The sequence below is a fragment of the Candidatus Thioglobus sp. genome, assembly GCF_029243085.1.
Classification (GTDB): Bacteria; Pseudomonadota; Gammaproteobacteria; order PS1; family Pseudothioglobaceae; genus Thioglobus_A.
Map to the genome: position 1 here is coordinate 1 of NZ_JAQWSS010000095.1, position 20,838 is coordinate 20,838.

The following is a 20,838-nucleotide window of genomic DNA, read 5'->3' on the forward strand; positions in this document are numbered from 1 at the left end:
AAAAGTGAAATTATACATTATCTCTATTTAAAAACAATCAAAATTTAGTCTTTATTCACCATTTCTTTCAAAGTTTTTCCAGGCTTAAAAAACGGAACGTACTTCTCCCCTACTTGTGTTCTTTCACTGGTTTTAGGATTGATACCTTGGCGTGCTTTTCGATGTTTCTTCATAAAGCCACCAAACCCCCTAATTTCAACACCTTCACCCGATACAATCGATTGAGTAATTTGGTTTATGATTAAATCAACTGCTAACTTTACCTCTGTTTTTTGTAAATCAGAATTTTCTGTTAGTTGTTGTATAAGGTCTGTTTTTTTCATAATTTCCCCATAAAAAAAGGCCGCTTTGTATCACTACTCAGCGGCCTTTTTAAAAACTAAGAGTTACTTATCTTTAGCTTGCTTAAGTAAGTCACCTAATGTTGAGCCAGTTGCCTCTTCAGAAGACTGCTTATTGTAGTCTGCCATAGCTGCTTGCTCTTCAACAGAGTCTTTTGCTTTAATACTAACAGCAACGTTGCGAGATCTTCTATCAACATTCATAATAACAACTTCAATTTCTTCACCAGTTTTTAGTACTGTTGTTGCATCTTCAACACGTTCTTGTGAGATTTCACCAGCCTTTAAGTAGCCAGTAATATCTTCAGCAAGGCCAATTACCGCACCGCGTGGATCAACTTCTAGAATTGTACCTTTAACGATAGCGCCTTTCTTGTTAGCCGAAGCATACTGCATGAAGTCATCTTCAGACAATTGCTTAATACCTAGTGAGATACGCTCTTTTTCAGCATCAATATTTAGAATAACAACTTCTAATTCTTGACCTTTAGAGTAGTTAGCAACCAATTCTTCAGAAGATTGCTTGTCCCAAGAGATGTCAGCTAAATGGATAAGTCCATCAATGCCACCTTGTAAACCAACAAATAAACCAAAGTCAGTAATTGACTTAACGTTTACAATAATCTTGTCACCCTTGTTCTGAGTTGCTTCAAATGCTTCCCATGGATTTTCTAATGCTTGCTTCATTGATAATGAGATACGGTGCTTAGACTCTTGAACATCTAATACTACAACATCAACCTCTTGACCAAGTTTAACAATCTTAGATGGACGTGCATTTGCATTTGTCCAATCCATTTCTGATACGTGAACAAGACCTTCAACACCATCTTCGATGCGAACAAACGCTCCGTAGTCAGTTAGGTTAGATACGGTACCAGTAACCTTCTTGCCAATTGGAAGACGGTCAGAGATGCTATCCCAAGGGCTAGCAGTAAGCTGCTTAAGACCTAGAGAAACACGCATCTTCTCTTTATCGTAGTTAAGCACTTTAACTTTAATCTTATCGCCAATAGTAAGTTTTTCAGATGGGTGATTAACACGCGTCCATGAAATATCTGTAATGTGTAGTAAGCCATCAACACCACCAAGGTCAACGAATGCACCGTAATCAGCAAGATTCTTAACGATACCTTCGATTTCTTTACCTTCTTCAAGTGTTTCAAGTAACGCTTCACGATCAGCAGAGTTAGCTTCTTGCATAACTGCTTTTCTAGAAATAACGATGTTATTTCTAACTTCGTCCATTTTGATAACGATTGCTTCAATTTCTTGGCCGGTAAGGTATGAGAAATCTTTAACAGGACGTACATCAACTAGTGAGCCTGGTAAGAATGCTTTAACAACGCCAATATCAACAGTAAGACCACCTTTAACAGCGCCAGTAACGATACCAGTAACTGTTTCTTTAGAGTTCATTGCTAATTCAAGTGACTGCCACAACTTGATGCGTTTCGCATCAGCATGTGATAATAGTGTATTACCCAGGCCATCGTCGATTGATTTTAGAGCGACTTCTACTACGTCGCCTTCTGCAACCTCTAATTCACCTTTTGGGTTTTTGAATTCGTCTAGAGAGATGAAACCCTCTGATTTTAGTCCAACGTTTACAATCGCTTTTTCACGATTAAGACTAACTACAGTACCCATTAATAAGGCACCTACTTTTACGTTTTGTTGTTCTACACTGTTTTCAAACAGTTCAGCAAATGATTCTGACATATTTTCTTCTTTGATATTGACCGCTAATTTTTAGGCTATTTACGGTGTACGCCTAATGCATATCGGGTTAGTTTATTTATAAAGCTTAACCGCTTAAGCTTTAACCAATTCGCTCACTTGAGCAATTACCTCATCTAATGATAAATTTGTAGTATCAATGATAAGAGCATTCTCAGCAGGTTTTAAGGGAGAGTGTTCACGTGAGCTATCACGTTTATCCCTCGTCTCAACCTCTGCTAAGATTTGCGATATTATACCCTCATGACCTTGTGCTTGCAATTGTTTTAGACGTCTATTGGCACGCTCTTCACTACTAGCCGTTAAGTAAACTTTAAACTTGGCATCTTTGAAAACCACAGTGCCCATATCCCGACCATCAGCCACCAATCCAGGAGAAACAGCAAAATCTTGTTGGCGCTTTAATAAAGCTGCACGAACCACACCGATAGATGCAATTTTAGAAGCCATTTCACCTGTTTGTTCAGTACGCAGTTTTTTAGAAACATCTTGACCATCCAGATAAACACTAACCAACTCACTATCCTCGTGAGTTTTAAATGTTAACTCTAAATTCTGGGCAATTTTTTCTAAAGCGTCCTCATCGGTAATATCGATTGCTCTACTATCAACTGCCAATGCAAAAGCACGATATATAGCACCTGAATCTAATAGATGCCAGTTTTGTTGTTGGGCGATAACGCGTGCAACTGTACCCTTGCCAACACCACTTGGGCCATCGATGGTTAAGACCGGTGCGCTCATTTAACTTCTGGCCTCATGTGCGGAAACAATAAAACATCACGAATAGATGGAGAATCAGTAAAGAGCATGACTAATCGATCAATACCAATTCCTTCACCGGCAGTTGGTGGCATGCCGTATTCAAGTGCACGAATGTAGTCTGCATCATAATGCATGGCCTCATCATCACCCGCATCTTTTTCAGCGACTTGCGCTTTAAAACGCTCAGCTTGGTCTTGAGCATCATTAAGCTCAGAAAAACCATTAGCAATTTCACGGCCACCAATAAATAACTCAAAACGATCAGTGATAAATGGATTGTCGTCATTACGTCTCGCTAAAGGCGATACTTCAGTCGGATATTCAGTAATAAAGGTTGGTTGCATTAATCTTTCTTCAACCGTCGCCTCAAAAATTTCAATTTGTATCTTGCCTAAGCCCCAATTGTCTTTAACTTCAATACCGAGTTTTTTAGCAGTCGCTTTAGCGTTGTCCTCATTCAAATCTTCCGCTTTAAAACTTGGATTGTATTCAAGAATAGAGTCGAATACGCTAATACGGTTAAATGCTTTAGAGAAGTCAAAATCATCACCTTGGTAATGAATGGTTTCACTACCACACACGTCAATTGCAATGCCGCGAAATAACTTTTCAGTTAGGTCCATTAAATCATGGTAAGTCGCATAGGCTTGATAAAACTCAATCATCGTGAACTCTGGATTATGACGCGTTGAAAGACCCTCGTTTCTAAAGTTACGATTGATTTCAAACACCCTGTCCATACCGCCAACTACTAAACGCTTTAAATAAAGTTCTGGTGCAATACGCAAGTACATGCCGATATCCAAAGCATTATGATGTGTTTCAAATGGTTTAGCCGTTGCACCACCTGGAATGGTTTGCAACATTGGAGTTTCCACTTCCATAAAATCAGCATCATTAAAGAAGTTGCGAATATAACTAACAATAGCACTACGACGTTTAAAGGTATTGCGTGCCTGCTCATTAGTAATTAAATCAACATAACGCTGACGATATCGAATTTCTTGATCCGATAAGCCATGGAATTTTTCTGGGAGTGGTCTCAAAGATTTAGTCAGTAGTTTGATGCTATCAATACGCACTGATAACTCACCAACATTGGTTTTAAATAAGGTACCACTACAGCCAACAATATCACCAATATCCCATTTCTTAAATTGCTCATTGTAAAAACCTTCAGGCAACTCATCACGCGTTACAAACACTTGGAGTTTCGCACTTGAATCTTGCAAGGTGGCAAAACTAGCCTTACCCATAACTCGCTTTAGCATCATTCGACCTGCTATCGAAACTTGGATAGATTTTTCTTCTAGCTCTTCTTTAGAAAACTGATCGTAATCATTAATAACATCCAGCGCCAAATGTTCTGGTTTGAAATCATTAATAAACGGATTTCCCGCCTTTCTTAAAGCGTCTAATTTTGATTTTCTTTCAGTGATTAATTTGTTGTCGTCTTGGTTACTCATAAGTTTTTATTGCAGTGTTTTGTGTTCTAATTCTTGTTGTGCGAGGGCTTTTGCTTTAGCTAAATCTTGCTCTGATTGAGTATTGTTACCCATACGCTTAAGCAAAGTGCCACGATTATAATAGGCTTGATAAAAATTTGTATCCAATTCAATGGCTTTATTCAGATCTTGTAAAGCTAATTCATCTTTTGCAATCTTAATATAAGCATTGCCTCGGTTATAAATTGCAGCAATGTAATTTTCATCCAAATCGATGGCTTGAGTGTAAGCGTTAATTGCCTCGGTGCTTTTTTCTAAACGATCGTAGCAATTGCCCAAATTATTAAAGGCGCCACTATCAGTATTATTTAACTCAATTGCTTGTTCAAAATATTTGACAGCTGAACTAAAATTTTCTTTCTCTTGCTCCAAATAAGCCAGGCAGAAATAAGCTTCTGAGCTATTTGGATTAGCTTTAATGGCATTTGACATACTTTCAATGGCCAAATCATCATTACCTTGTAATTGATGCAAATTACCCAAACTAAGGTGTGCGTTAGCTTTTAGTTTGTCATTAATTGCCGGATGGTTGACAAGCTCATTCCATGCTTGAATGGCTAAAGATAACTCGCCATTCTTTTGATGCTCAAAAGCTTTAATCATTAAATCGCTTAATTCTTTTTCTGTACTCATATTAGGGTAATAATCAGTTTTCTGGTATTTTTTCCTGCTCGATGTTCATAGAGATATAGACTTTGAAATTTACTCAAAGCAAGTTTGCCTTGAATGACAGGTATAGATTTTGATTCACCAGTTAGAATTGATCTTAGATGGCCTGACATGTCAAAATCACCCTCCCCACTATGACGATAAGCAGGATCTGCATCTTTAATATTGTTAATAAAATAATCTTCTACATCCAATAATAAATTAGGATCTTCATTGCCGGTGATCATGAGTGATGCAGAAGTATGAGCTACAAACACATGACACAATTGTGCGCTTGCATGGTTAATTAATGCATTAACTTTATTACTGATATCAATAGCACCACGACCATTGGTATCAATCATTAACTCATGTTGACTCACTTAAGTAGATCTTGGGCTTTTTGTGTATCAATAACTTCAGGTTTGGTTGGGGATTTTCTCGCTAAAGCACGAACAAAAAATATCAAACCAAAGGCTAAAAACACAAACGGTGCATACCATAATAAATAAGTATTCTTATTAACAGGCGGCTTAAATACAACAAAGTCACCATAACGATCTGTCATATATCGGCGAATATCATCATCAGTTTTTTTACCAACAATTAGCTCTTGAACCTTCTCGCGCAGATCTTTAGCAAGGCCTGCATTTGAACCGCCAATACTTTGACCTTGACAAACTGGGCAACGAATTTCGTCAATTAAACTGCGGTAACGTTGCTCTTGCTCAACGTTAATAAAACTTTTAGCTTCAATACTTTCTGCAAATGATGGCTGAAATATTAACAATATAATGCACAAGGTAACTCTTTTAAATAGACCGATTGTTTGGGTAAAATTTTGCATACTTAACTTACTAAATCCAAAACTTAGATTTTACACCTGTCAACAGGGATATAAAAACAGACCTATGCCATTAATTACGCTTGATAACATTTCTCTAAGCTTCTCAGATAAGCCCATCTTAAACGAGGTGAGTTCCACCATTCTTAAGGGTGATAAAATCGCGCTCATTGGTCGTAATGGTGAAGGTAAGTCTACTTTTATGCGCATCTTAGCCGGCACTATTGAGCCAGATGATGGCATGCTTAAAATTAAAAACGGCGTCACTATTAGTTATTTAGAGCAAACTCCGCCAGAAGATAACGAAAAAAACCTATTCGATATTGTTGCAGAAGGCTTGGGGGAAATTGGCGATATCTTAACCAAATATCAGCATCTAATAAATTCAGAAAAACTAGATGAGGCTGGAGAATATCAAGAAAAAATTGATCAGCTCGATGGCTGGCAATATCTTCATCAAATCGAAGCAATTCTAAATCGCTTTAATTTAAATGGAGAAACAGTTCTATCAACTTTATCAGGTGGTTGGCGCCGACGCGTTATGCTGGCTCGAGCTTTAATCCAAGAGCCTGACGTCCTTCTACTTGACGAACCAACTAACCATATGGATATCACTGCTATTCTCGATCTCGAGAGACTGCTAAAAGAGTATCACGGTACTTTGGTTATTATTAGTCACGACCGCTCATTTATCGCTGGCATTGTTAACAAGGTATTTGATTTAGACCGTGGCAATTTAAGTGTGTTTGAATGTGGCTATAAAGACTATGTTAAACGTAAAGACAGTCAACTGCATGCAGAAGAAATTGCCAATGCCCGTTTTGATAAAAAACTCGCCCAAGAAGAAACTTGGATAAGACAAGGCATTAAAGCACGCCGAACTCGTAACGAAGGCAGGGTTAGAGCGTTAGAATCAATGCGCAAGTCATTTGTTAATCGACGAGCTAAAAAAGGCAACGTTAAGATTCATGCATTAGAGGATGAAAACAGAGCGTCAAAACTCGTTTTTGAAGTTAAGAAAATATCCTATGATATTGCCGGATTAGAGCTGATCAAAGATTTCTCTATGTTGGTTTTAAAGGGTGAAAAAATTGGCGTTATTGGTGGCAACGGTACAGGAAAATCTACTTTTATTAAATTACTACTAGACGAACTCGAACCTACTAAAGGCTCAATTCGACGCTCAAAAACCATTCAATTGGCCTATTTTGATCAGATGCGTGACAACTTAGACCTTAACATGAAGGCTATGGATTTTGTCTCTGGTGGACGCGAACGGATTGAAATCGGTGGCAAGAGTAAACATATTATTGGTTATTTACGTCAATTTCTATTTACTGGCAAGCAGGCCATGGCTCCGATCAGAATGTTTTCAGGTGGAGAGAAAAATCGCCTAATGTTAGCTAAAATTCTCTCGCAACCAGCCAACTTATTAGTTCTGGATGAGCCAACAAATGATCTTGATGTTGAAACACTAGAATTACTTGAAGAGATGCTAGTAGATTACAATGGCACGTTAATTCTTATCTCTCACGATAGAACATTTTTAAACAATGTAGTTGGCTCTACCGTTGTGCTTGACGGCGACGGTGTTATTAATCAATATGCTGGTGGATATGATGATTATCTAATCCAAAAACAAGACCAAATAGTGGCAGACAAGCCCAAGCAAAAACCTAAAGAAAAAGTTAATAACCCAACGCCACAATCAATTAAAAAGCTTAATTACAAACAGCAACAAGAACTTAAAGCACTCCCAGGAAAAATCGAGAAAACAGAAATTGAAATTGGTGAAATTCAATTACAATTATCAGATCCTGAGTTTTTCCAAACTGACGAGTCGCAAGATGCATTGATTCGATTGGCACGTTTAGAAGCTGATTTAGAGCGTTATTTTGACAAATGGGGAGAGTTAGAATGAAATGCGTACCTTTGATTGTTGATCTAGATCACACTTTAATCAATACCGACCTACTATACGAATCATCAATAGGTGTATTAAAACAACAGCCTTGGTTGGTATTCGCTTATCCATTTTGGTTTTTCCAAGGCAAAGGTTACTTAAAAAGCCAATTAGTCAAACGTTTTGAAATTGACGTAACTCAACTACCCTACTTACAACAAACCATTGATTATATTCATGAGCGCAAAAACCAAGGCTGCGAGATTATCCTAGCTACTGCCTCATATAAAGATTATGCGTTTGCCGTTGCCAAGCATATTGGTCTATTTGACGATGTAATGGCCAGCAATGCTGACTTCAACTTATCTTCTCACAACAAGGCGGATAAACTCATTGAGCGCTTCGGCAAACATGGATTTGATTACATGGGAGATCATATGCGGGACATGCCCGTATGGGAAGCGTCAAATCTTGCTATTTTGGTTAACGTTACCGAAAAAATTATCAAGAGTACAGCGCACTTGGATACACTGCTGATTTCCAAAAAAGACTAACCTTCAAGTACGTATGACAAACTACCTAATAGCAAATATACAACTGAAGTAACTACCAAAGTGGCAGCAATAACACGCGCCATTTTTAAATTCTTACCTAATAATTTATTACCAACAAACCAAACACAGTAACCAACTAAGAAAGCGATAATTAAGAGACGAATTAGAAACATGATGACTACCTTGATGAATTAAGTGTTTCAACTATTTTAGTCGCTAATGCTAGACTAATGCCATTGACTTTTTGAATTTCATGGACTGATGCCTGCTGAATTTCTTGCAAACCACCAAAATAATTAAGTAGCGCACTACGTCTATGCTTACCAATACCATCAATAGATTCTAGTGGCGAAGTTGTGCGTTTTTTACCACGTTTAAGTCGGTGATTTTTAATAGCAAACCGATGTGATTCATCGCGGATATGGTTAATCAACATTAACGCAGGATCGTGTGGCGGTAAATTAATTTTATTCACCTTATCATTTTCAATGGTAATTAGTGTTTCCAAACCTGCTTTACGTTTCTCCCCTTTAGCAACACCAACTAATTGAACCTCTTCAATACCAATAGAATCCATCACCATAATTGCTTGATTAAGCTGACCTAGACCGCCATCGATAAATATAACATCGGGCAATGGCTTATTATCTTTAAGTAATTTAGAATAACGCCTATAAATCACTTGATTCATAGCAGCGTAGTCATCTCCTGGGGTAATATTTTCTATGTCGAACTGACGATATTTACTGGTTTTTGGCACACCTTTTTCAAAAACAACACAAGAGGCTTTAGTGGCCTCACCCATCATATGACTAATATCAAAACATTCCATAGTTTCAGGTAGTTTTTTTAAACTTAAAATACTCTGCAAATGTACTAAAGTTGATTTTTTTCTAAATCGAGCTAGTAAATTCTGATTAAGATTTTCCTTTAACGTTAGGTTTGCTATATCTAAATAATGCCTTTTATCTTTATTTGGGGTGTCAGTAATTTTAGTATTAAGCGCTTGTGCAATAACCTGCTTGTCTTGCAATTTATGGCTTAGTAATAATTGTTTCGGCGTATCTTTACCCAAATAATAAAGCGGAAGAAATGCAGAAATAACCACTTCTATCGCTTGATGATTTGAGTTTTTAGGCAAAATAAACTCTTGACCAACTTGTTTTCCAGCACGAATAAATAACACTTCGACAGCATTCACACCATCTTGTTGAAAACCAGCAATAACATCCAAATCGGCTGTAGAACTAGAGGCGTGTTGCTCTTGGATTTTTCTTAAATCAATTAATTGGTCTCGCAATCTTGCGGCTAATTCGAATTCTTGATTTTCAGATGCAAGCAGCATCTTTGCAGAAATTTCATCCAACGTTTGCTTGCCTTTTCCTGACAAAAACAATGACATCATGCTCACATCTTGTTGGTAGTCATTATCATCAATATGGCCAACACAAGGAGCACTACATAAGCCGATTTGATACTCCAAACACGCTCTCGATCGTGATCGGTAAGTAGCATTGGTGCATTGCCTTACTTTAAAAATTTTCTTTAATAAACTTAGCGAATCTCGCACTACATGTGCGGAAGGATATGGTCCAAAATATTGACAACCGTTTTTCTTATCCCCTCTAAAAAAACTTACCCGAGGGTGCTTATCATTGCTAATCGCAATAAAGGGATAGCTTTTAGAATCTTTAAGCAAGATGTTGTATCTGGGCATATGTTGCTTGATAAGCTCAGCTTCAAGTAACAATGCCTGGGTTTCTGTCGCAGTCACAATAACTTTAAAAGTATCAATGTTTGACACAAGCGCCCGAGTTTTACCACTGTCATGCTGTTTAACAAAATAACTAGAAACACGTTTTTTTAAATTTTTTGCCTTACCAACATATATCACCAAACCCTGCTTATCTAGCATTTGATAAACACCTGAGTTATCCGTTAGATTGTTGAGTTTTTCTTGAATAGACATTAATGAAAAAAGGTAAAATAAAGCTATATTTTTATCTGTTAAAAAACAATGATTAAAGCACTTCTTATTATATTAGCTATCCTGCACATAAACCTAGCATTTGCCCAAACCAATCCTCAGGAGACTCAATCCCTGACACCTATCCCTAAAAAAGAGATTCTTGAAATTCTTGACCCACCGGGTACTGCTGCTCTTAACATTATGTTAGGCGCACTATCTTCTTTTAAAGCACTAAAAAAATCAGAGCAAGATTCTTTAGAAAATACCAAGAGCTTGGTTAGAATGAAAATATTACCATTTATTGACCTGAAAACTAGCGCCAAAATAACCCTAAAAGATCATTGGAATAAACTAGATTTATTGCAAAAGCAATTATTCATTGATTACATTTCTCATTCTCTAATCAAAGATTATGTGGGCATGCTTCATTCATATGAAAAACTGGATCTCGTTGAGATTTCATTACATAAGAAAATTAAGAGAAGAGACAACAAAGCTATTGTAAGGCTGGAAGTAAAGCCGAATGCTGACGCTAAACCAATATTAATCACTCTCAAGATGATTAGAGATAAACGCTGGAAAATTTATGATGTAGTATTTTCAGGCGTTAGTGTCATTAAAAATTATCGTGCACAATTCAATTCTCATATTAAACGCAAAGGCTTAGAGAGTTTGATCAAAAAAACCATTAAAAAACTAAATAAGCAATAATGTACAAACTGGTTGTTAAAGGCGGAATACCGCTAAGCGGCTCTGTCAATATTGCAGGCTCTAAAAATGCCGCTTTACCTATTTTATTCGCCTCAATTCTAGCAGATGGGCCATTAAAGCTTAATAATTCACCACATTTAAGTGATGTCTCCACTACCCTTAGACTGCTCATGGATATGGGTGCAGAGTTTATTCTTGAATCTGACAGTTCATTATTTGTTGACGCTTCCAACCTGACCAAACTTGTTGCCGATTACAATTTAGTTAAAACCATGCGTGCTTCAATTTTAACATTAGGCCCAATGTTAGCTAAATATGGAGAAGCCAAAGTTTCTCTACCAGGTGGTTGTGCTATTGGTACACGGCCCGTTAATTTACATCTTAAAGCTTTAGAAGATTTAGGCGCTCAGATTGAAGTTAAAGGTGGCTATATTTACGCAAGCACTAAAAAACTAATTGGTACTGATATTCATTTTGAACAAGTAACCGTTACTGCGACAGAAAATATTTTGATGGCAGCCACACTTGCCGAGGGCACCACTACGATTCATAACGCAGCGCAGGAACCTGAAATTATCGATCTGGCTAATTGTTTAACTAAAATGGGTGCAAAAATTACTGGTGCTGGCACTTCAATCATTAACATTGAGGGTGTATCTAATCTATCAGGTGTTACGCATACTGTCTGTCCAGATCGTATTGAGGCAGGCACTTATCTCATTGCTGCTGCCATTACTGGCGGACAAGTAACCCTCAAAAAGACCAAACATCAGTCCATGCGTGCTATTATTGAAAAACTGATTGAATCAGGTGCTGATATCAAATATGATGAAAATACGATTACTTTGAATATGAAAGGTAAGCGACCATCACCTGTTAACATTAGAACTAGCGCTTACCCAAATTTCCCCACAGATATGCAAGCACAGTTTTGCGCGTTAAATAGTATTGCAGATGGCCAAGCAACTATTACCGAAACCATTTTTGAAAATCGCTTTATGCACATACCAGAATTGTCTCGTATGGGTGCCAACCTAAGTTTAGAAGGTAACACGGTTATTTCTAAAGGTGTAAAATCGCTAACGGGTGCAAATTTGATGGCAACTGATTTGCGAGCATCTGCATCATTAGTTTTGGCTGGGTTGGCAGCACATGGAACCACTACGATTGAACGTGTTTATCACTTAGATCGTGGCTATGAAACTATTGAAGAAAAATTAAAATTATTAGGCGCCGATATTGAGCGTATACAAGATTAGAGATAAACGAACATGTTAACTATTGCACTATCCAAAGGTAGAATTTTAGAACAAACCCTACCATTACTAAAAAAAGCCGGATTAGAAATTGCCGATGAAGAGCTAAACTCACGCAAACTAATTCTAGATACCAATTTAGAAGAAGTAAAAGTAATTATCATCCGTGCAACCGATGTCCCTGTATTTGTGCAACATGGTGCTGCAGATATGGGTATTGCAGGTAAAGATGTATTACTAGAACACGGAGCTAATAATTTATTTGAAGTGTTAGATCTTGGCATTGCTAAATGCAAGCTAATGGTTGCTGCTAAATCTGCCGATCACTTACAAGAAAACATCTTAAAAGTTGCCACTAAATACGTTAAATCGGCTAAACAATATTTTGAAAAAGAAGGTCAGTCCTGTGAAATTATTAAACTATATGGCGCTATGGAATTAGCACCGGTAGTCGGCTTATCTCATTGTATTGTAGATCTAGTAGACACAGGCAACACACTTAAGGCTAATGGTTTAATCCCGCTAGATCATATTGAAGATATTAGTTCACGATTGGTGATTAATAGCGCTTCATTCAAAACTAAAAATACTCAAATTAAAACTTGGATTAGTGAAATCGAGAACAACCTATGATTGCTAAACTATCCTCCACTCAACCCGATTTCCAAAAAAACCTAGACAAGCTACTAGCTTGGGAAAGTGTTTCAAATACAAATGTAGCCAAAACTGTTGACGATATCATTGCCAATATTCGCGCAAAAGGCGATCAAGCTTTGGTGGATTACACCAATCAATTTGATCGAATGAACACTAACAGCATGTCTGAGTTAACAATTGAAGTAAGCAAGCTTAAAGACGCATTTGATACGCTCGACACCAAGGAGAAAACTGCCTTAAAAACAGCGGCTGATCGAGTGCGTACTTATCACGATAAACAAAAACAAGACACCTGGACCTACACCGAAGATAATGGCACTATGCTCGGACAGAAAATAACTCCGCTTGATCGAGTTGGGTTGTATGTACCAGGTGGCAAAGCCGCTTATCCTTCTTCAGTACTTATGAATGCAATTCCTGCTAAAGTTGCTGGCGTTGAAGAGCTTATCATGGTGGTACCTACGCCTGATGGTGTGACTAATCAATTAGTGTTAGCAGCAGCTTATATTTCTGGTGTGGATACAGTATTTACCGTTGGTGGTGCCCAAGCTGTAGCAGCATTAGCCTATGGAACCGAAACAGTGCCAAAAGTAGACAAGATTGTTGGTCCGGGTAATATTTATGTGGCAACTGCTAAACGTGTCGTTTTTGGACAAGTTGGCATTGATATGATTGCCGGTCCTAGTGAAATTTTAATTATCTGTGATGGCAAAACCAATCCTGACTGGATTGCCATGGATTTATTTTCACAAGCGGAGCATGATGAAGATGCTCAATCAATCTTATTATGCCCTGATGCAGATTTTATTGCACAGGTGGAAGCTAGTATCGCTAAGTTACTACCAACCATGGATCGTAAAGATATTATTGCTACAGCACTTAAAGATAGAGGCGCCTTAATTCAAACTCAAGACATGGATGAAGCAGTTGCAATCTCGAATAAAATTGCCCCGGAACATCTTGAGCTTTCTGTTGAAGACCCGCAAACCATGCTTGACGAAATTAAACACGCAGGCGCTATTTTCATGGGTCGAAACACCTGTGAATCTGTAGGAGATTATTGTGCTGGCCCTAATCATGTCTTGCCAACGTCTGGTACTGCAAGATTCTCTTCTCCATTAGGTGTGTACGATTTCCAAAAGAAATCAAGCTTAATCATGGTGTCTGATGAGGGCGCTAATCTTCTAGGTGAAGTTGCTGCCACATTGGCAGATGGTGAAGGCTTGCAAGCACACGCTCAATCTGCAAGATATAGAATTAATCATTAAACTAATAATCATAGACACAAAAAAGCCGCTATCAACAGCGGCTTTTTTAATGAACTGATATCAGCACTAAAAAGGAAACTTATTACCACCGCCCATTCCAGGAAGCTTCATTTTAGATAGATCAGGCATACCTGAAGGCATTTCACCGCCACCTTGCATGCCGGCCATCTTAGCCATCATTTTTTGCATTTTACCGCCACCCATTTTCTTCATTTGTTTTTGCATCTTTTCAAATTGTTTTAATAGTTTATTAACGTCTTGAGGAGATGTGCCTGAGCCATTAGCGATACGATTCTTTCGAGAGCCTTTTACAAGCTTTATATGTGAACGCTCTTTGGGTGTCATCGAGTTAATAATGGCTACCATGCGTTTTGTATCTACCCCGCCCATCATTTGATTCTTAACACTCTGAGGAATTTGACCCATACCTGGCATTTTATCCATCAAAGCCTCCATGCCACCCATCTGCTCCATTTGTAACAATTGCTCACGCATATCTTCCAAATCAAACTGACCTTTAGCCATTTTCTTAACGGACTTTTCTGCTTTTTTATGGTCAACTTTACGAGAGATTTCTTCCACCAAAGAAAGTACATCACCCATACCAAGTAAGCGCGATACCACACGATCTGGATGGAACGGTTCAAGAGCATCAATCTTTTCACCGACACCTAAAAACTTAATGGGTTTGCCAGTAATATGCCTGACTGATAGCGCAGCACCACCTCGAGCATCACCATCAGTTTTGGTTAAAATAACACCTGTTAAAGGCAAGCTATCTGCAAATGCTTTAGCAGTGTGCGCAGCATCCTGACCCGTCATTGAATCTACAACAAACAAAGTTTCAATTGGATTAACTTTTTTCTGGAGCGCTTGAATCTCGCCCATCATTGCTTCATCTACATGCAGACGACCTGCGGTATCAACTAGCAATACATCATGAAATTTTTGCTGCGCATGTTTTTTAGCATCCGCAACAATTTGCTCTGGTTTTTGCTTAATATCCGATGGAAAAAAGTCAACTTCAACTTGCTTAGCTAAAACTTCTAGTTGTTGAATGGCTGCTGGGCGATAAACATCTGCACTCACCACCAATACTTTTTTATTTTCACGTTCTTTTAAGTAGTGTGCCAATTTGGCAATTGAGGTGGTTTTACCCGCACCTTGTAAACCTGCCACCATAACCACTGCGGGTGGCTGAGTTTTTAGATCAAGCGTTTTATTTTCGCCACCAATAATCTCGGTTAATTCTGTTTCAACCAGTTTAATAAAGGCTTGAGATGGATTTAGCCCTTCTGAAACCTTAAGACCAACAGCTTTCTCTTGAACACGATCCAGAAAAGATTTAATAACTTCTAGTGCTACATCTGCTTCTAACAAGGCGCGGCGCACTTCACGAATAGCTTCCTTTATATTAGATTCAGACAGTTTATTTTTGCCCTGTAGTGCTTTAAAACTATTAGATAGGCGATCGGTTAAATTATCAAACATTATTACTATTATTGAATCAAAGTATCGTATTATAGTACCTTGTATTAATTCAACAAGTTAATTATGTTTTTATCTTATTTTGCAATTTCAGCCTATTTGTTGGCAGCCCTGTTGTTATTGCGTTTTTTCACTAAAAACGAACTTAAACACCCTCATCAGCAAACTACCTCGCTGTTAATTAGTTTTGCAATTATTGCTCATGCACTTACCTTTACAGATTTTTGGATCTCAAGTGGTGTTGTCTTCGGTTTAGCAAATAGCGCTTCTTTTGCTGCATGGCTGATTGCAGTCTTGCTATTTCTTTCCTCTATTTCAAAGCCGGTACACGCGCTTGGCATTCTGATTTACCCTTTGGTAGCTTTTCCATTAATATTTGGTACTTTATTCCCAGATGCTACAGACAAAGTTATTCCACTTAATATCGCATCACATGTTTTTTTATCAATAACTGCCTATGCACTACTGGCCATTGCAGTTTGTCAATCAGTTCTGTTAAGAATTCAAGAACGTCATTTGCATGCTCGCAGTATCAACACTTTTATTAATAAATTACCACCACTTCAAACAATGGAAAGATTGTTGTTTCAAAGTTTAAGAATTGGCTTTTATTTATTAACTCTGTCCTTGGCAACCGGCTTTATTTTTATTGATGATTTCTTTGCTCAGCACTTAATGCATAAAACTGCACTATCAATTGTTGCGTGGGTTATTTTTGCAGCCTTGGTTATCGGGCGCAGAGCATTTGGTTGGCGTGGCAAGCAAGCCATTATCGCCACCCAAATCGGGTTTGGAATTTTAGTGATTGCCTATTATGGCTCTAAATTTGTTATTGAGAGATTGTTAACTTAATCACAATACTAAAAGCTAGATAATTAATTCTAACTTTTAGTCAATATGCAGAACGGCTAAAAACGCCTCTTGTGGAATATCTACCCTACCCACACTACGCATGCGCTTCTTACCCTTTTTTTGCTTATCGAGCAATTTACGCTTACGTGAAACGTCACCACCATAACACTTGGCGGTTACATTTTTTCTAAGTGCCTTAACATTTGCACGCGAGATGATTTTGACACCAATACAAGCTTGGATAGCCACATCAAACATTTGACGCGGGATCAGCTCTTTCATCTTTTCAGCTAGCTCCCTACCCTTGCGTACAGAATCATCACGGTGAATAATTAATGCTAATGCATCTACGGGCTCTTGATTAATCATAATATCAAGACGAATTAAATCCGACTCTTGATAACGATCAAACTGATAGTCCATTGAGGCAAAGCCACGAGAAACTGATTTCAGCCTATCAAAGAAATCTAACACCACTTCATTTAATGGCAACTCATAAACCAGTTTTACTTGTCGACCCATATAGGTTATATTTTTTTGAACGCCACGTTTTTCAACACATAAGCTAATAACATTGCCAACAAACTCATCGGTAACCAAAATATTGGCGGTAATAATTGGCTCTCTAAATTCAGCAATTGCTTGATTTTCAGGCATTTTAGAAGGACTATCCACATGATGGATATCTCCCTTTGTATCAAGAATCTCATATACAACGGTTGGTGCTGTGGTAATTAGATCAAGATCATACTCACGCTCTAAACGCTCTTGAACAATCTCCATGTGCAACAATCCCAAGAAGCCAATACGGAATCCAAACCCCAATGCATCTGAACTTTCAGGCTCATATTGTAGTGCCGCATCATTTAATCTAAGCTTGGCCAAGGCATCACGAAATTTCTCATAATCTTCGCCAGATATTGGAAAAATACCTGCAAATACACGTGGCTGAACTGGTTTAAAGCCTTCCAAAGGCTCGGTAATAGAATTTTTAGCGCCAGTAATTGTATCACCGACAGGGGCGCCATCAATATCCTTAATATTAGCAATTAAAAAACCCACCTCTCCAGCTTTCAAACTATCTGTTTTTTCACGTTTAGGAGTAAACACACCTACTTCGTCTACTAAATGCTCATGGCTATTAGAAAAAATCTTAATTTTAGTTTTAGCCTTAATCTCACCATCAATCACTCGAATCAAAGACACAACGCCGAGGTAATTATCAAACCACGAATCAATAATCAATGCTTTAATTGGTGCCTCTATATCACCTTCTGGTGCAGGGATTTTTTCAACAATTTGCTCAAGAATGTCTTGAATGCCGATACCCGACTTGGCACTTGCATGAACCGCATCCATTGCTTCAATACCAATAACGTCTTCAACCTCTTCAATCACTCGCTCTGGTTCTGCGGCAGGTAGGTCAATCTTATTAAGCACGGTAACCACTTCTAGACCGTGATCTAACGCTGTATAACAATTTGCTACTGTTTGCGCCTCAACGCCTTGTGAGGCATCCACAATTAATAACGCACCTTCGCAGGCTGATAACGAACGCGACACTTCATAGGAAAAATCAACATGGCCCGGTGTATCAATAAAGTTTAGTTGGTAGGTTTCACCATTGTTGGCTTTATAATCTAGCGTCACACTTTGAGATTTAATAGTAATTCCACGCTCTTTTTCAATATCCATCGAATCAAGCACTTGAGACGACATTTCACGATCACTCAAACCACCACAGAATTGAATAAAACGATCCGCAATCGTTGATTTGCCATGATCAATGTGGGCAATAATTGAGAAATTACGAATGTTTTTCATTATGATAAAATAAAATTTTTAAGAATTAAATGATTATACCGTTATGAATAAAGTTCAGCCCATTACCTGCAATGCAACTAGCAATTTATCTATCAGTATTCCTGATACGCAAGGACGCAATATTGTTTTATACTTTTATCCCAAAGACGCAACGCCAGGTTGCACTACCGAAGGACAAGATTTCAGGGACAGTCATCAGGCTTTTGTTGATGCTAATGCGGTTATCTACGGAGTATCAAAAGATGACTTAAAAAAACATGAACGCTTTAAAGCCAAACAAGAATTCCCGTTTGAATTAATTTCTGATGAAGAGGGTGAATTATGTGAAGCATTTGGCGTTTGGCAGTTAAAGAAATTTATGGGTAGAGAATATATGGGAATTGTTCGCTCCACTTTTATTATAAGTCCGGAGGGTGATATCCTTAAATCATGGGATAAAGTTAGAGTTAAAGGTCATGTCGATGAGGTGTTAGAAGTAGCTCAATCTCTATGATAAAATAAACTTCTTAACAGGTCTAAAATAAGCACTCATGAAAAAAGTTCAACCAATTAACTGCAACGCAACTAGTAATCTAACTGTCAGCATTCCTGACACGCAAGAACGCAATATTGTTCTGTACTTCTACCCTAAAGATGCAACCCCTGGCTGCACTATAGAAGGGCAAGATTTCAGAGACAATTACCAAGCCTTTGTTGATGCTAATACCGTTATATATGGTGTTTCAAAAGACAGTATAACAAGCCATGAAAAATTTAAAGATAAACAAAATTTTCCATTTGAGTTGATTGCTGATGAAGCAGGCGAGCTGTGCGAAGCATTTGGTGTTTGGCAGTTAAAGTCTAAAAATGGTGAAGAAAAAATGGGTATTGTACGCTCAACTTTTATCATTAGCCCTGCTGGCGACATCTTAAAGTCTTGGGATCAAGTTGCAGTTGGCGGCCATGTAAATGAAGTACTGGAAATTGTGAAATCCCTATGAGTAATGTAGATTTCGAAGAGGTTGATAAATTTGCTGCTTTAGCATCTCGTTGGTGGGATAAAAACTCTGAATTTAAACCACTTCATGATATTAACCCTCTACGCTTAAATTATATAAAAGAACGTTGTAACAACTCACTAGCCAACAAAAATATTCTTGATGTTGGCTGTGGTGGTGGCATCCTAAGTGAAGCAATGGCAGCTGAAGGTGCAAATGTAACTGGTATTGATATGGCTGAAGCAGGGCTTGAGGTTGCCAAATTACATTTACTTGAATCTGGCCATCAAGTGGATTACCAAATGATTCCAGTTGAAGAGTTGGCTAAAACTCATGCAGGGAAATTTGATGTGGTTACTTGTTTAGAGATGCTTGAACATGTACCTGATCCCAGCTCAATTATTAAAGCCTGCGCAACCCTGGTTAAACCAGGTGGCCAAGTTTTTTTATCAACCATTAATCGCAATACAAAATCCTATTTGTTTGCGATTGTTGGTGCAGAATACATTTTAAAACTCCTGCCCCAAGGTACCCATGACTGGGATAAATTCATTCAACCAAGTGAAATGGATGAATGGTCAAGACACTCTGGGCTTGCACTTAAAGGCATGATTGGCATGACTTACAATCCTTTTACCAAAGTATATAAACTTGAAGATGATGTGAGCGTCAACTATCTTTGCCACTATTCTAAATAAAAAAATCTCGCATTTTTATAAAAAATCAGTAAACTTTAACCAAGTGTTTTAAATGTTTACTGATTTATGATGAAAATATTAAGCCCAATCTTACTTTTAATAAGTATTAATACACATGCACTTTCACCAAATGAAATGCTTGTGGTTATTGGTGCGGTTAAATATTACAATGAAAATTGTGGTGGTTTAACACGCCATGGAATGAAAAAAATGAACGACTCGCTTGAGCATTTTGACATGGATAAAACACCAGTTGCCATCTTAGAAAAAAGCTCTATGGCAGTTTCAGGTTTTCAAACAGCCAAAAAATTTGGCTGCCTAGGAACTAGACAACAAGCTAACAAGGCTGGTTATGGAAAATATATCAATTAAAAAGTAGTGTTATAGTTATTTGACTCAACACGCTCTTCGGCTCCAAGCTCCAGAACAACAAACGCAACAGCATTAAACTTTTCATCAGACAAGCTTAAATGGGCGTGCTTAATATTTTTACCTAACAAATATAAGCGTAATTTTTCGCTTGGAATAAAATACGGCTTGCCGCTATCGTTATTACGAATGGTTAAATCTTGAAAGCTGACAATTTTACCAATGCCGGTACCAAGCGCTTTAGCAAAAGCCTCCTTAGCAGCAAATCGTTTGGCACAATAAGAGGCGCTATCACCTTTATTGGCAAATAATGATTGCTCATGATCCGACAATACTCGCCTAACAAAACCATCTTTATTTTTACTTAAGATGTGTTCAACACGCTCAATATTGATGATATCCGTGCCTACGCCATAAATCATACTCTAACTTTAAGCATTAACGCTTTCATTTCACGAGTAGCTTGCTC

The 20,838-nt window shown here is 37.9% G+C and carries 23 protein-coding genes; 11 read left to right on the forward strand and 12 right to left on the reverse strand.

All coding sequences use genetic code 11. From position 1 onward, the window contains the following. Positions 1 to 44 precede the first annotated feature (44 nt). The 7 genes from P8M52_RS05240 to P8M52_RS05270 form a co-directional block, all read right to left on the reverse strand. Positions 45 to 323: an HU family DNA-binding protein gene (locus P8M52_RS05240; RefSeq protein WP_300308343.1), complete on the reverse strand. Its 279-nt coding sequence runs from the start codon at positions 321 to 323 to the stop codon at positions 45 to 47. Positions 324 to 386: 63 nt separating this feature from the next. Continuing rightward, the gene (gene rpsA, locus P8M52_RS05245) at positions 387 to 2,063 is read right to left on the reverse strand and encodes a 30S ribosomal protein S1 (protein WP_300308346.1); all 1,677 of its coding nucleotides are present in this window, start codon (positions 2,061 to 2,063) and stop codon (positions 387 to 389) included. 93 nt (positions 2,064 to 2,156) lie between these two features. After that, complete coding sequence (gene cmk / locus P8M52_RS05250) at positions 2,157 to 2,825, reverse strand: (d)CMP kinase (RefSeq protein ID WP_300308349.1); 669 nt, start codon at positions 2,823 to 2,825, stop codon at positions 2,157 to 2,159. Then, on the reverse strand, positions 2,822 to 4,312 hold the full coding sequence (gene lysS, locus P8M52_RS05255; protein ID WP_300308352.1) for a lysine--tRNA ligase: 1,491 nt from the start codon (positions 4,310 to 4,312) through the stop codon (positions 2,822 to 2,824). Before lysS ends, cmk begins: the two co-directional genes overlap by 4 nt. 6 nt (positions 4,313 to 4,318) lie before the next feature. After that, the gene (locus P8M52_RS05260) at positions 4,319 to 4,984 is read right to left on the reverse strand and encodes a tetratricopeptide repeat protein (RefSeq protein ID WP_300308355.1); all 666 of its coding nucleotides are present in this window, start codon (positions 4,982 to 4,984) and stop codon (positions 4,319 to 4,321) included. After that, positions 4,981 to 5,364 (reverse strand): secondary thiamine-phosphate synthase enzyme YjbQ, encoded by a 384-nt coding sequence (locus P8M52_RS05265; RefSeq protein WP_300308358.1) that lies wholly within the window; start codon positions 5,362 to 5,364, stop codon positions 4,981 to 4,983. Before P8M52_RS05265 ends, P8M52_RS05260 begins: the two co-directional genes overlap by 4 nt. A 14-nt stretch (positions 5,365 to 5,378) precedes the next feature. Then, on the reverse strand, positions 5,379 to 5,846 hold the full coding sequence (locus P8M52_RS05270; protein ID WP_300308361.1) for a cytochrome c-type biogenesis protein: 468 nt from the start codon (positions 5,844 to 5,846) through the stop codon (positions 5,379 to 5,381). Between the two features lie 64 nt (positions 5,847 to 5,910). On the opposite strand from P8M52_RS05270, the gene P8M52_RS05275 reads away from it, so the two are divergent. Both P8M52_RS05275 and P8M52_RS05280 read left to right on the forward strand, forming a co-directional pair. Next, entirely contained in the window at positions 5,911 to 7,764 is a 1,854-nt protein-coding gene (locus P8M52_RS05275) for an ATP-binding cassette domain-containing protein (protein WP_300308364.1), read from the forward strand. Next, a complete protein-coding gene (locus P8M52_RS05280) occupies positions 7,761 to 8,300 on the forward strand; it encodes a haloacid dehalogenase-like hydrolase (protein WP_300308367.1) in 540 nt (179 codons plus the stop codon). The genes P8M52_RS05275 and P8M52_RS05280 overlap by 4 nt, the downstream gene beginning before the upstream one ends. On the opposite strand, the gene P8M52_RS05285 is transcribed toward P8M52_RS05280, so the two are convergent. Together P8M52_RS05285 and uvrC are read right to left on the reverse strand one after the other, a co-directional pair. Then, on the reverse strand, positions 8,297 to 8,473 hold the full coding sequence (locus tag P8M52_RS05285; RefSeq protein ID WP_300308370.1) for a hypothetical protein: 177 nt from the start codon (positions 8,471 to 8,473) through the stop codon (positions 8,297 to 8,299). The genes P8M52_RS05280 and P8M52_RS05285 overlap by 4 nt on opposite strands. 5 nt (positions 8,474 to 8,478) lie before the next feature. Continuing rightward, positions 8,479 to 10,269, reverse strand: a complete 1,791-nt coding sequence (uvrC, locus tag P8M52_RS05290) for an excinuclease ABC subunit UvrC (protein ID WP_300308373.1) — start codon at positions 10,267 to 10,269, stop codon at positions 8,479 to 8,481. 48 nt (positions 10,270 to 10,317) lie between these two features. On the opposite strand from uvrC, the gene P8M52_RS05295 reads away from it, so the two are divergent. From P8M52_RS05295 to hisD, 4 genes are read left to right on the forward strand one after another with little or no spacing between them, the layout of a single operon-like run. Next, positions 10,318 to 10,980, forward strand: coding sequence for an ABC transporter substrate-binding protein (locus P8M52_RS05295; protein ID WP_300308376.1), 663 nt, complete (start codon positions 10,318 to 10,320; stop codon positions 10,978 to 10,980). Then, positions 10,980 to 12,239 (forward strand): UDP-N-acetylglucosamine 1-carboxyvinyltransferase, encoded by a 1,260-nt coding sequence (murA, locus tag P8M52_RS05300; RefSeq protein ID WP_300308379.1) that lies wholly within the window; start codon positions 10,980 to 10,982, stop codon positions 12,237 to 12,239. Before P8M52_RS05295 ends, murA begins: the two co-directional genes overlap by 1 nt. 12 nt (positions 12,240 to 12,251) lie before the next feature. Next, positions 12,252 to 12,869, forward strand: coding sequence for an ATP phosphoribosyltransferase (gene hisG, locus P8M52_RS05305; protein ID WP_300308382.1), 618 nt, complete (start codon positions 12,252 to 12,254; stop codon positions 12,867 to 12,869). Further along, entirely contained in the window at positions 12,866 to 14,161 is a 1,296-nt protein-coding gene (gene hisD / locus P8M52_RS05310; RefSeq protein WP_300308385.1) for a histidinol dehydrogenase, read from the forward strand. The genes hisG and hisD overlap by 4 nt, the downstream gene beginning before the upstream one ends. A 66-nt stretch (positions 14,162 to 14,227) precedes the next feature. Here the strand turns inward: hisD and ffh are convergent, their stop codons facing one another. Further along, positions 14,228 to 15,652 (reverse strand): signal recognition particle protein, encoded by a 1,425-nt coding sequence (gene ffh / locus P8M52_RS05315; RefSeq protein ID WP_300308388.1) that lies wholly within the window; start codon positions 15,650 to 15,652, stop codon positions 14,228 to 14,230. A gap of 63 nt (positions 15,653 to 15,715) precedes the next feature. Between ffh and ccsA the strand changes: the two genes are divergently transcribed. Continuing rightward, complete coding sequence (gene ccsA, locus P8M52_RS05320; protein WP_300308391.1) at positions 15,716 to 16,501, forward strand: cytochrome c biogenesis protein CcsA; 786 nt, start codon at positions 15,716 to 15,718, stop codon at positions 16,499 to 16,501. A 36-nt stretch (positions 16,502 to 16,537) separates the two neighbouring features. On the opposite strand, the gene lepA is transcribed toward ccsA, so the two are convergent. Beyond that, on the reverse strand, positions 16,538 to 18,325 hold the full coding sequence (gene lepA, locus P8M52_RS05325) for a translation elongation factor 4 (RefSeq protein WP_300308394.1): 1,788 nt from the start codon (positions 18,323 to 18,325) through the stop codon (positions 16,538 to 16,540). A 43-nt stretch (positions 18,326 to 18,368) separates the two neighbouring features. Here lepA and P8M52_RS05330 point away from each other — a divergent pair, with 43 nt between their 5' ends. From P8M52_RS05330 to P8M52_RS05345, 4 genes are all read left to right on the forward strand, one after another. Then, the gene (locus P8M52_RS05330) at positions 18,369 to 18,818 is read left to right on the forward strand and encodes a peroxiredoxin (protein WP_300308397.1); all 450 of its coding nucleotides are present in this window, start codon (positions 18,369 to 18,371) and stop codon (positions 18,816 to 18,818) included. 37 nt (positions 18,819 to 18,855) lie between these two features. Continuing rightward, positions 18,856 to 19,305, forward strand: coding sequence for a peroxiredoxin (locus P8M52_RS05335; RefSeq protein ID WP_300308400.1), 450 nt, complete (start codon positions 18,856 to 18,858; stop codon positions 19,303 to 19,305). Further along, positions 19,302 to 20,000: a bifunctional 2-polyprenyl-6-hydroxyphenol methylase/3-demethylubiquinol 3-O-methyltransferase UbiG gene (gene ubiG, locus P8M52_RS05340; protein WP_300308403.1), complete on the forward strand. Its 699-nt coding sequence runs from the start codon at positions 19,302 to 19,304 to the stop codon at positions 19,998 to 20,000. The genes P8M52_RS05335 and ubiG overlap by 4 nt, the downstream gene beginning before the upstream one ends. A gap of 66 nt (positions 20,001 to 20,066) precedes the next feature. After that, a complete protein-coding gene (locus tag P8M52_RS05345) occupies positions 20,067 to 20,372 on the forward strand; it encodes a hypothetical protein (protein ID WP_300308406.1) in 306 nt (101 codons plus the stop codon). Here P8M52_RS05345 and acpS read toward each other — a convergent pair. Further along, the gene (gene acpS, locus P8M52_RS05350; RefSeq protein ID WP_300308409.1) at positions 20,369 to 20,791 is read right to left on the reverse strand and encodes a holo-ACP synthase; all 423 of its coding nucleotides are present in this window, start codon (positions 20,789 to 20,791) and stop codon (positions 20,369 to 20,371) included. The two genes, P8M52_RS05345 and acpS, sit on opposite strands and share 4 nt — an antisense overlap. Positions 20,792 to 20,838 lie beyond the last annotated feature (47 nt).

Excerpts from the sequence above, each read along its gene's own strand:
- P8M52_RS05240 (WP_300308343.1), bottom strand. The coding sequence starts at position 323 with ATGAAAAAAACAGACCTTATACAACAACTAACAGAAAATTCTGATTTA.
- rpsA (WP_300308346.1), bottom strand. The coding sequence starts at position 2,063 with ATGTCAGAATCATTTGCTGAACTGTTTGAAAACAGTGTAGAACAACAA.
- cmk (WP_300308349.1), bottom strand. The coding sequence starts at position 2,825 with ATGAGCGCACCGGTCTTAACCATCGATGGCCCAAGTGGTGTTGGCAAG.
- lysS (WP_300308352.1), bottom strand. The coding sequence starts at position 4,312 with ATGAGTAACCAAGACGACAACAAATTAATCACTGAAAGAAAATCAAAA.
- P8M52_RS05260 (WP_300308355.1), bottom strand. The coding sequence starts at position 4,984 with ATGAGTACAGAAAAAGAATTAAGCGATTTAATGATTAAAGCTTTTGAG.
- P8M52_RS05265 (WP_300308358.1), bottom strand. The coding sequence starts at position 5,364 with ATGATTGATACCAATGGTCGTGGTGCTATTGATATCAGTAATAAAGTT.
- P8M52_RS05270 (WP_300308361.1), bottom strand. The coding sequence starts at position 5,846 with ATGCAAAATTTTACCCAAACAATCGGTCTATTTAAAAGAGTTACCTTG.
- P8M52_RS05275 (WP_300308364.1), top strand. The coding sequence starts at position 5,911 with ATGCCATTAATTACGCTTGATAACATTTCTCTAAGCTTCTCAGATAAG.
- P8M52_RS05280 (WP_300308367.1), top strand. The coding sequence starts at position 7,761 with ATGAAATGCGTACCTTTGATTGTTGATCTAGATCACACTTTAATCAAT.
- P8M52_RS05285 (WP_300308370.1), bottom strand. The coding sequence starts at position 8,473 with ATGTTTCTAATTCGTCTCTTAATTATCGCTTTCTTAGTTGGTTACTGT.
- uvrC (WP_300308373.1), bottom strand. The coding sequence starts at position 10,269 with ATGTCTATTCAAGAAAAACTCAACAATCTAACGGATAACTCAGGTGTT.
- P8M52_RS05295 (WP_300308376.1), top strand. The coding sequence starts at position 10,318 with ATGATTAAAGCACTTCTTATTATATTAGCTATCCTGCACATAAACCTA.
- murA (WP_300308379.1), top strand. The coding sequence starts at position 10,980 with ATGTACAAACTGGTTGTTAAAGGCGGAATACCGCTAAGCGGCTCTGTC.
- hisG (WP_300308382.1), top strand. The coding sequence starts at position 12,252 with ATGTTAACTATTGCACTATCCAAAGGTAGAATTTTAGAACAAACCCTA.
- hisD (WP_300308385.1), top strand. The coding sequence starts at position 12,866 with ATGATTGCTAAACTATCCTCCACTCAACCCGATTTCCAAAAAAACCTA.
- ffh (WP_300308388.1), bottom strand. The coding sequence starts at position 15,652 with ATGTTTGATAATTTAACCGATCGCCTATCTAATAGTTTTAAAGCACTA.
- ccsA (WP_300308391.1), top strand. The coding sequence starts at position 15,716 with ATGTTTTTATCTTATTTTGCAATTTCAGCCTATTTGTTGGCAGCCCTG.
- lepA (WP_300308394.1), bottom strand. The coding sequence starts at position 18,325 with ATGAAAAACATTCGTAATTTCTCAATTATTGCCCACATTGATCATGGC.
- P8M52_RS05330 (WP_300308397.1), top strand. The coding sequence starts at position 18,369 with ATGAATAAAGTTCAGCCCATTACCTGCAATGCAACTAGCAATTTATCT.
- P8M52_RS05335 (WP_300308400.1), top strand. The coding sequence starts at position 18,856 with ATGAAAAAAGTTCAACCAATTAACTGCAACGCAACTAGTAATCTAACT.
- ubiG (WP_300308403.1), top strand. The coding sequence starts at position 19,302 with ATGAGTAATGTAGATTTCGAAGAGGTTGATAAATTTGCTGCTTTAGCA.
- P8M52_RS05345 (WP_300308406.1), top strand. The coding sequence starts at position 20,067 with ATGATGAAAATATTAAGCCCAATCTTACTTTTAATAAGTATTAATACA.
- acpS (WP_300308409.1), bottom strand. The coding sequence starts at position 20,791 with ATGATTTATGGCGTAGGCACGGATATCATCAATATTGAGCGTGTTGAA.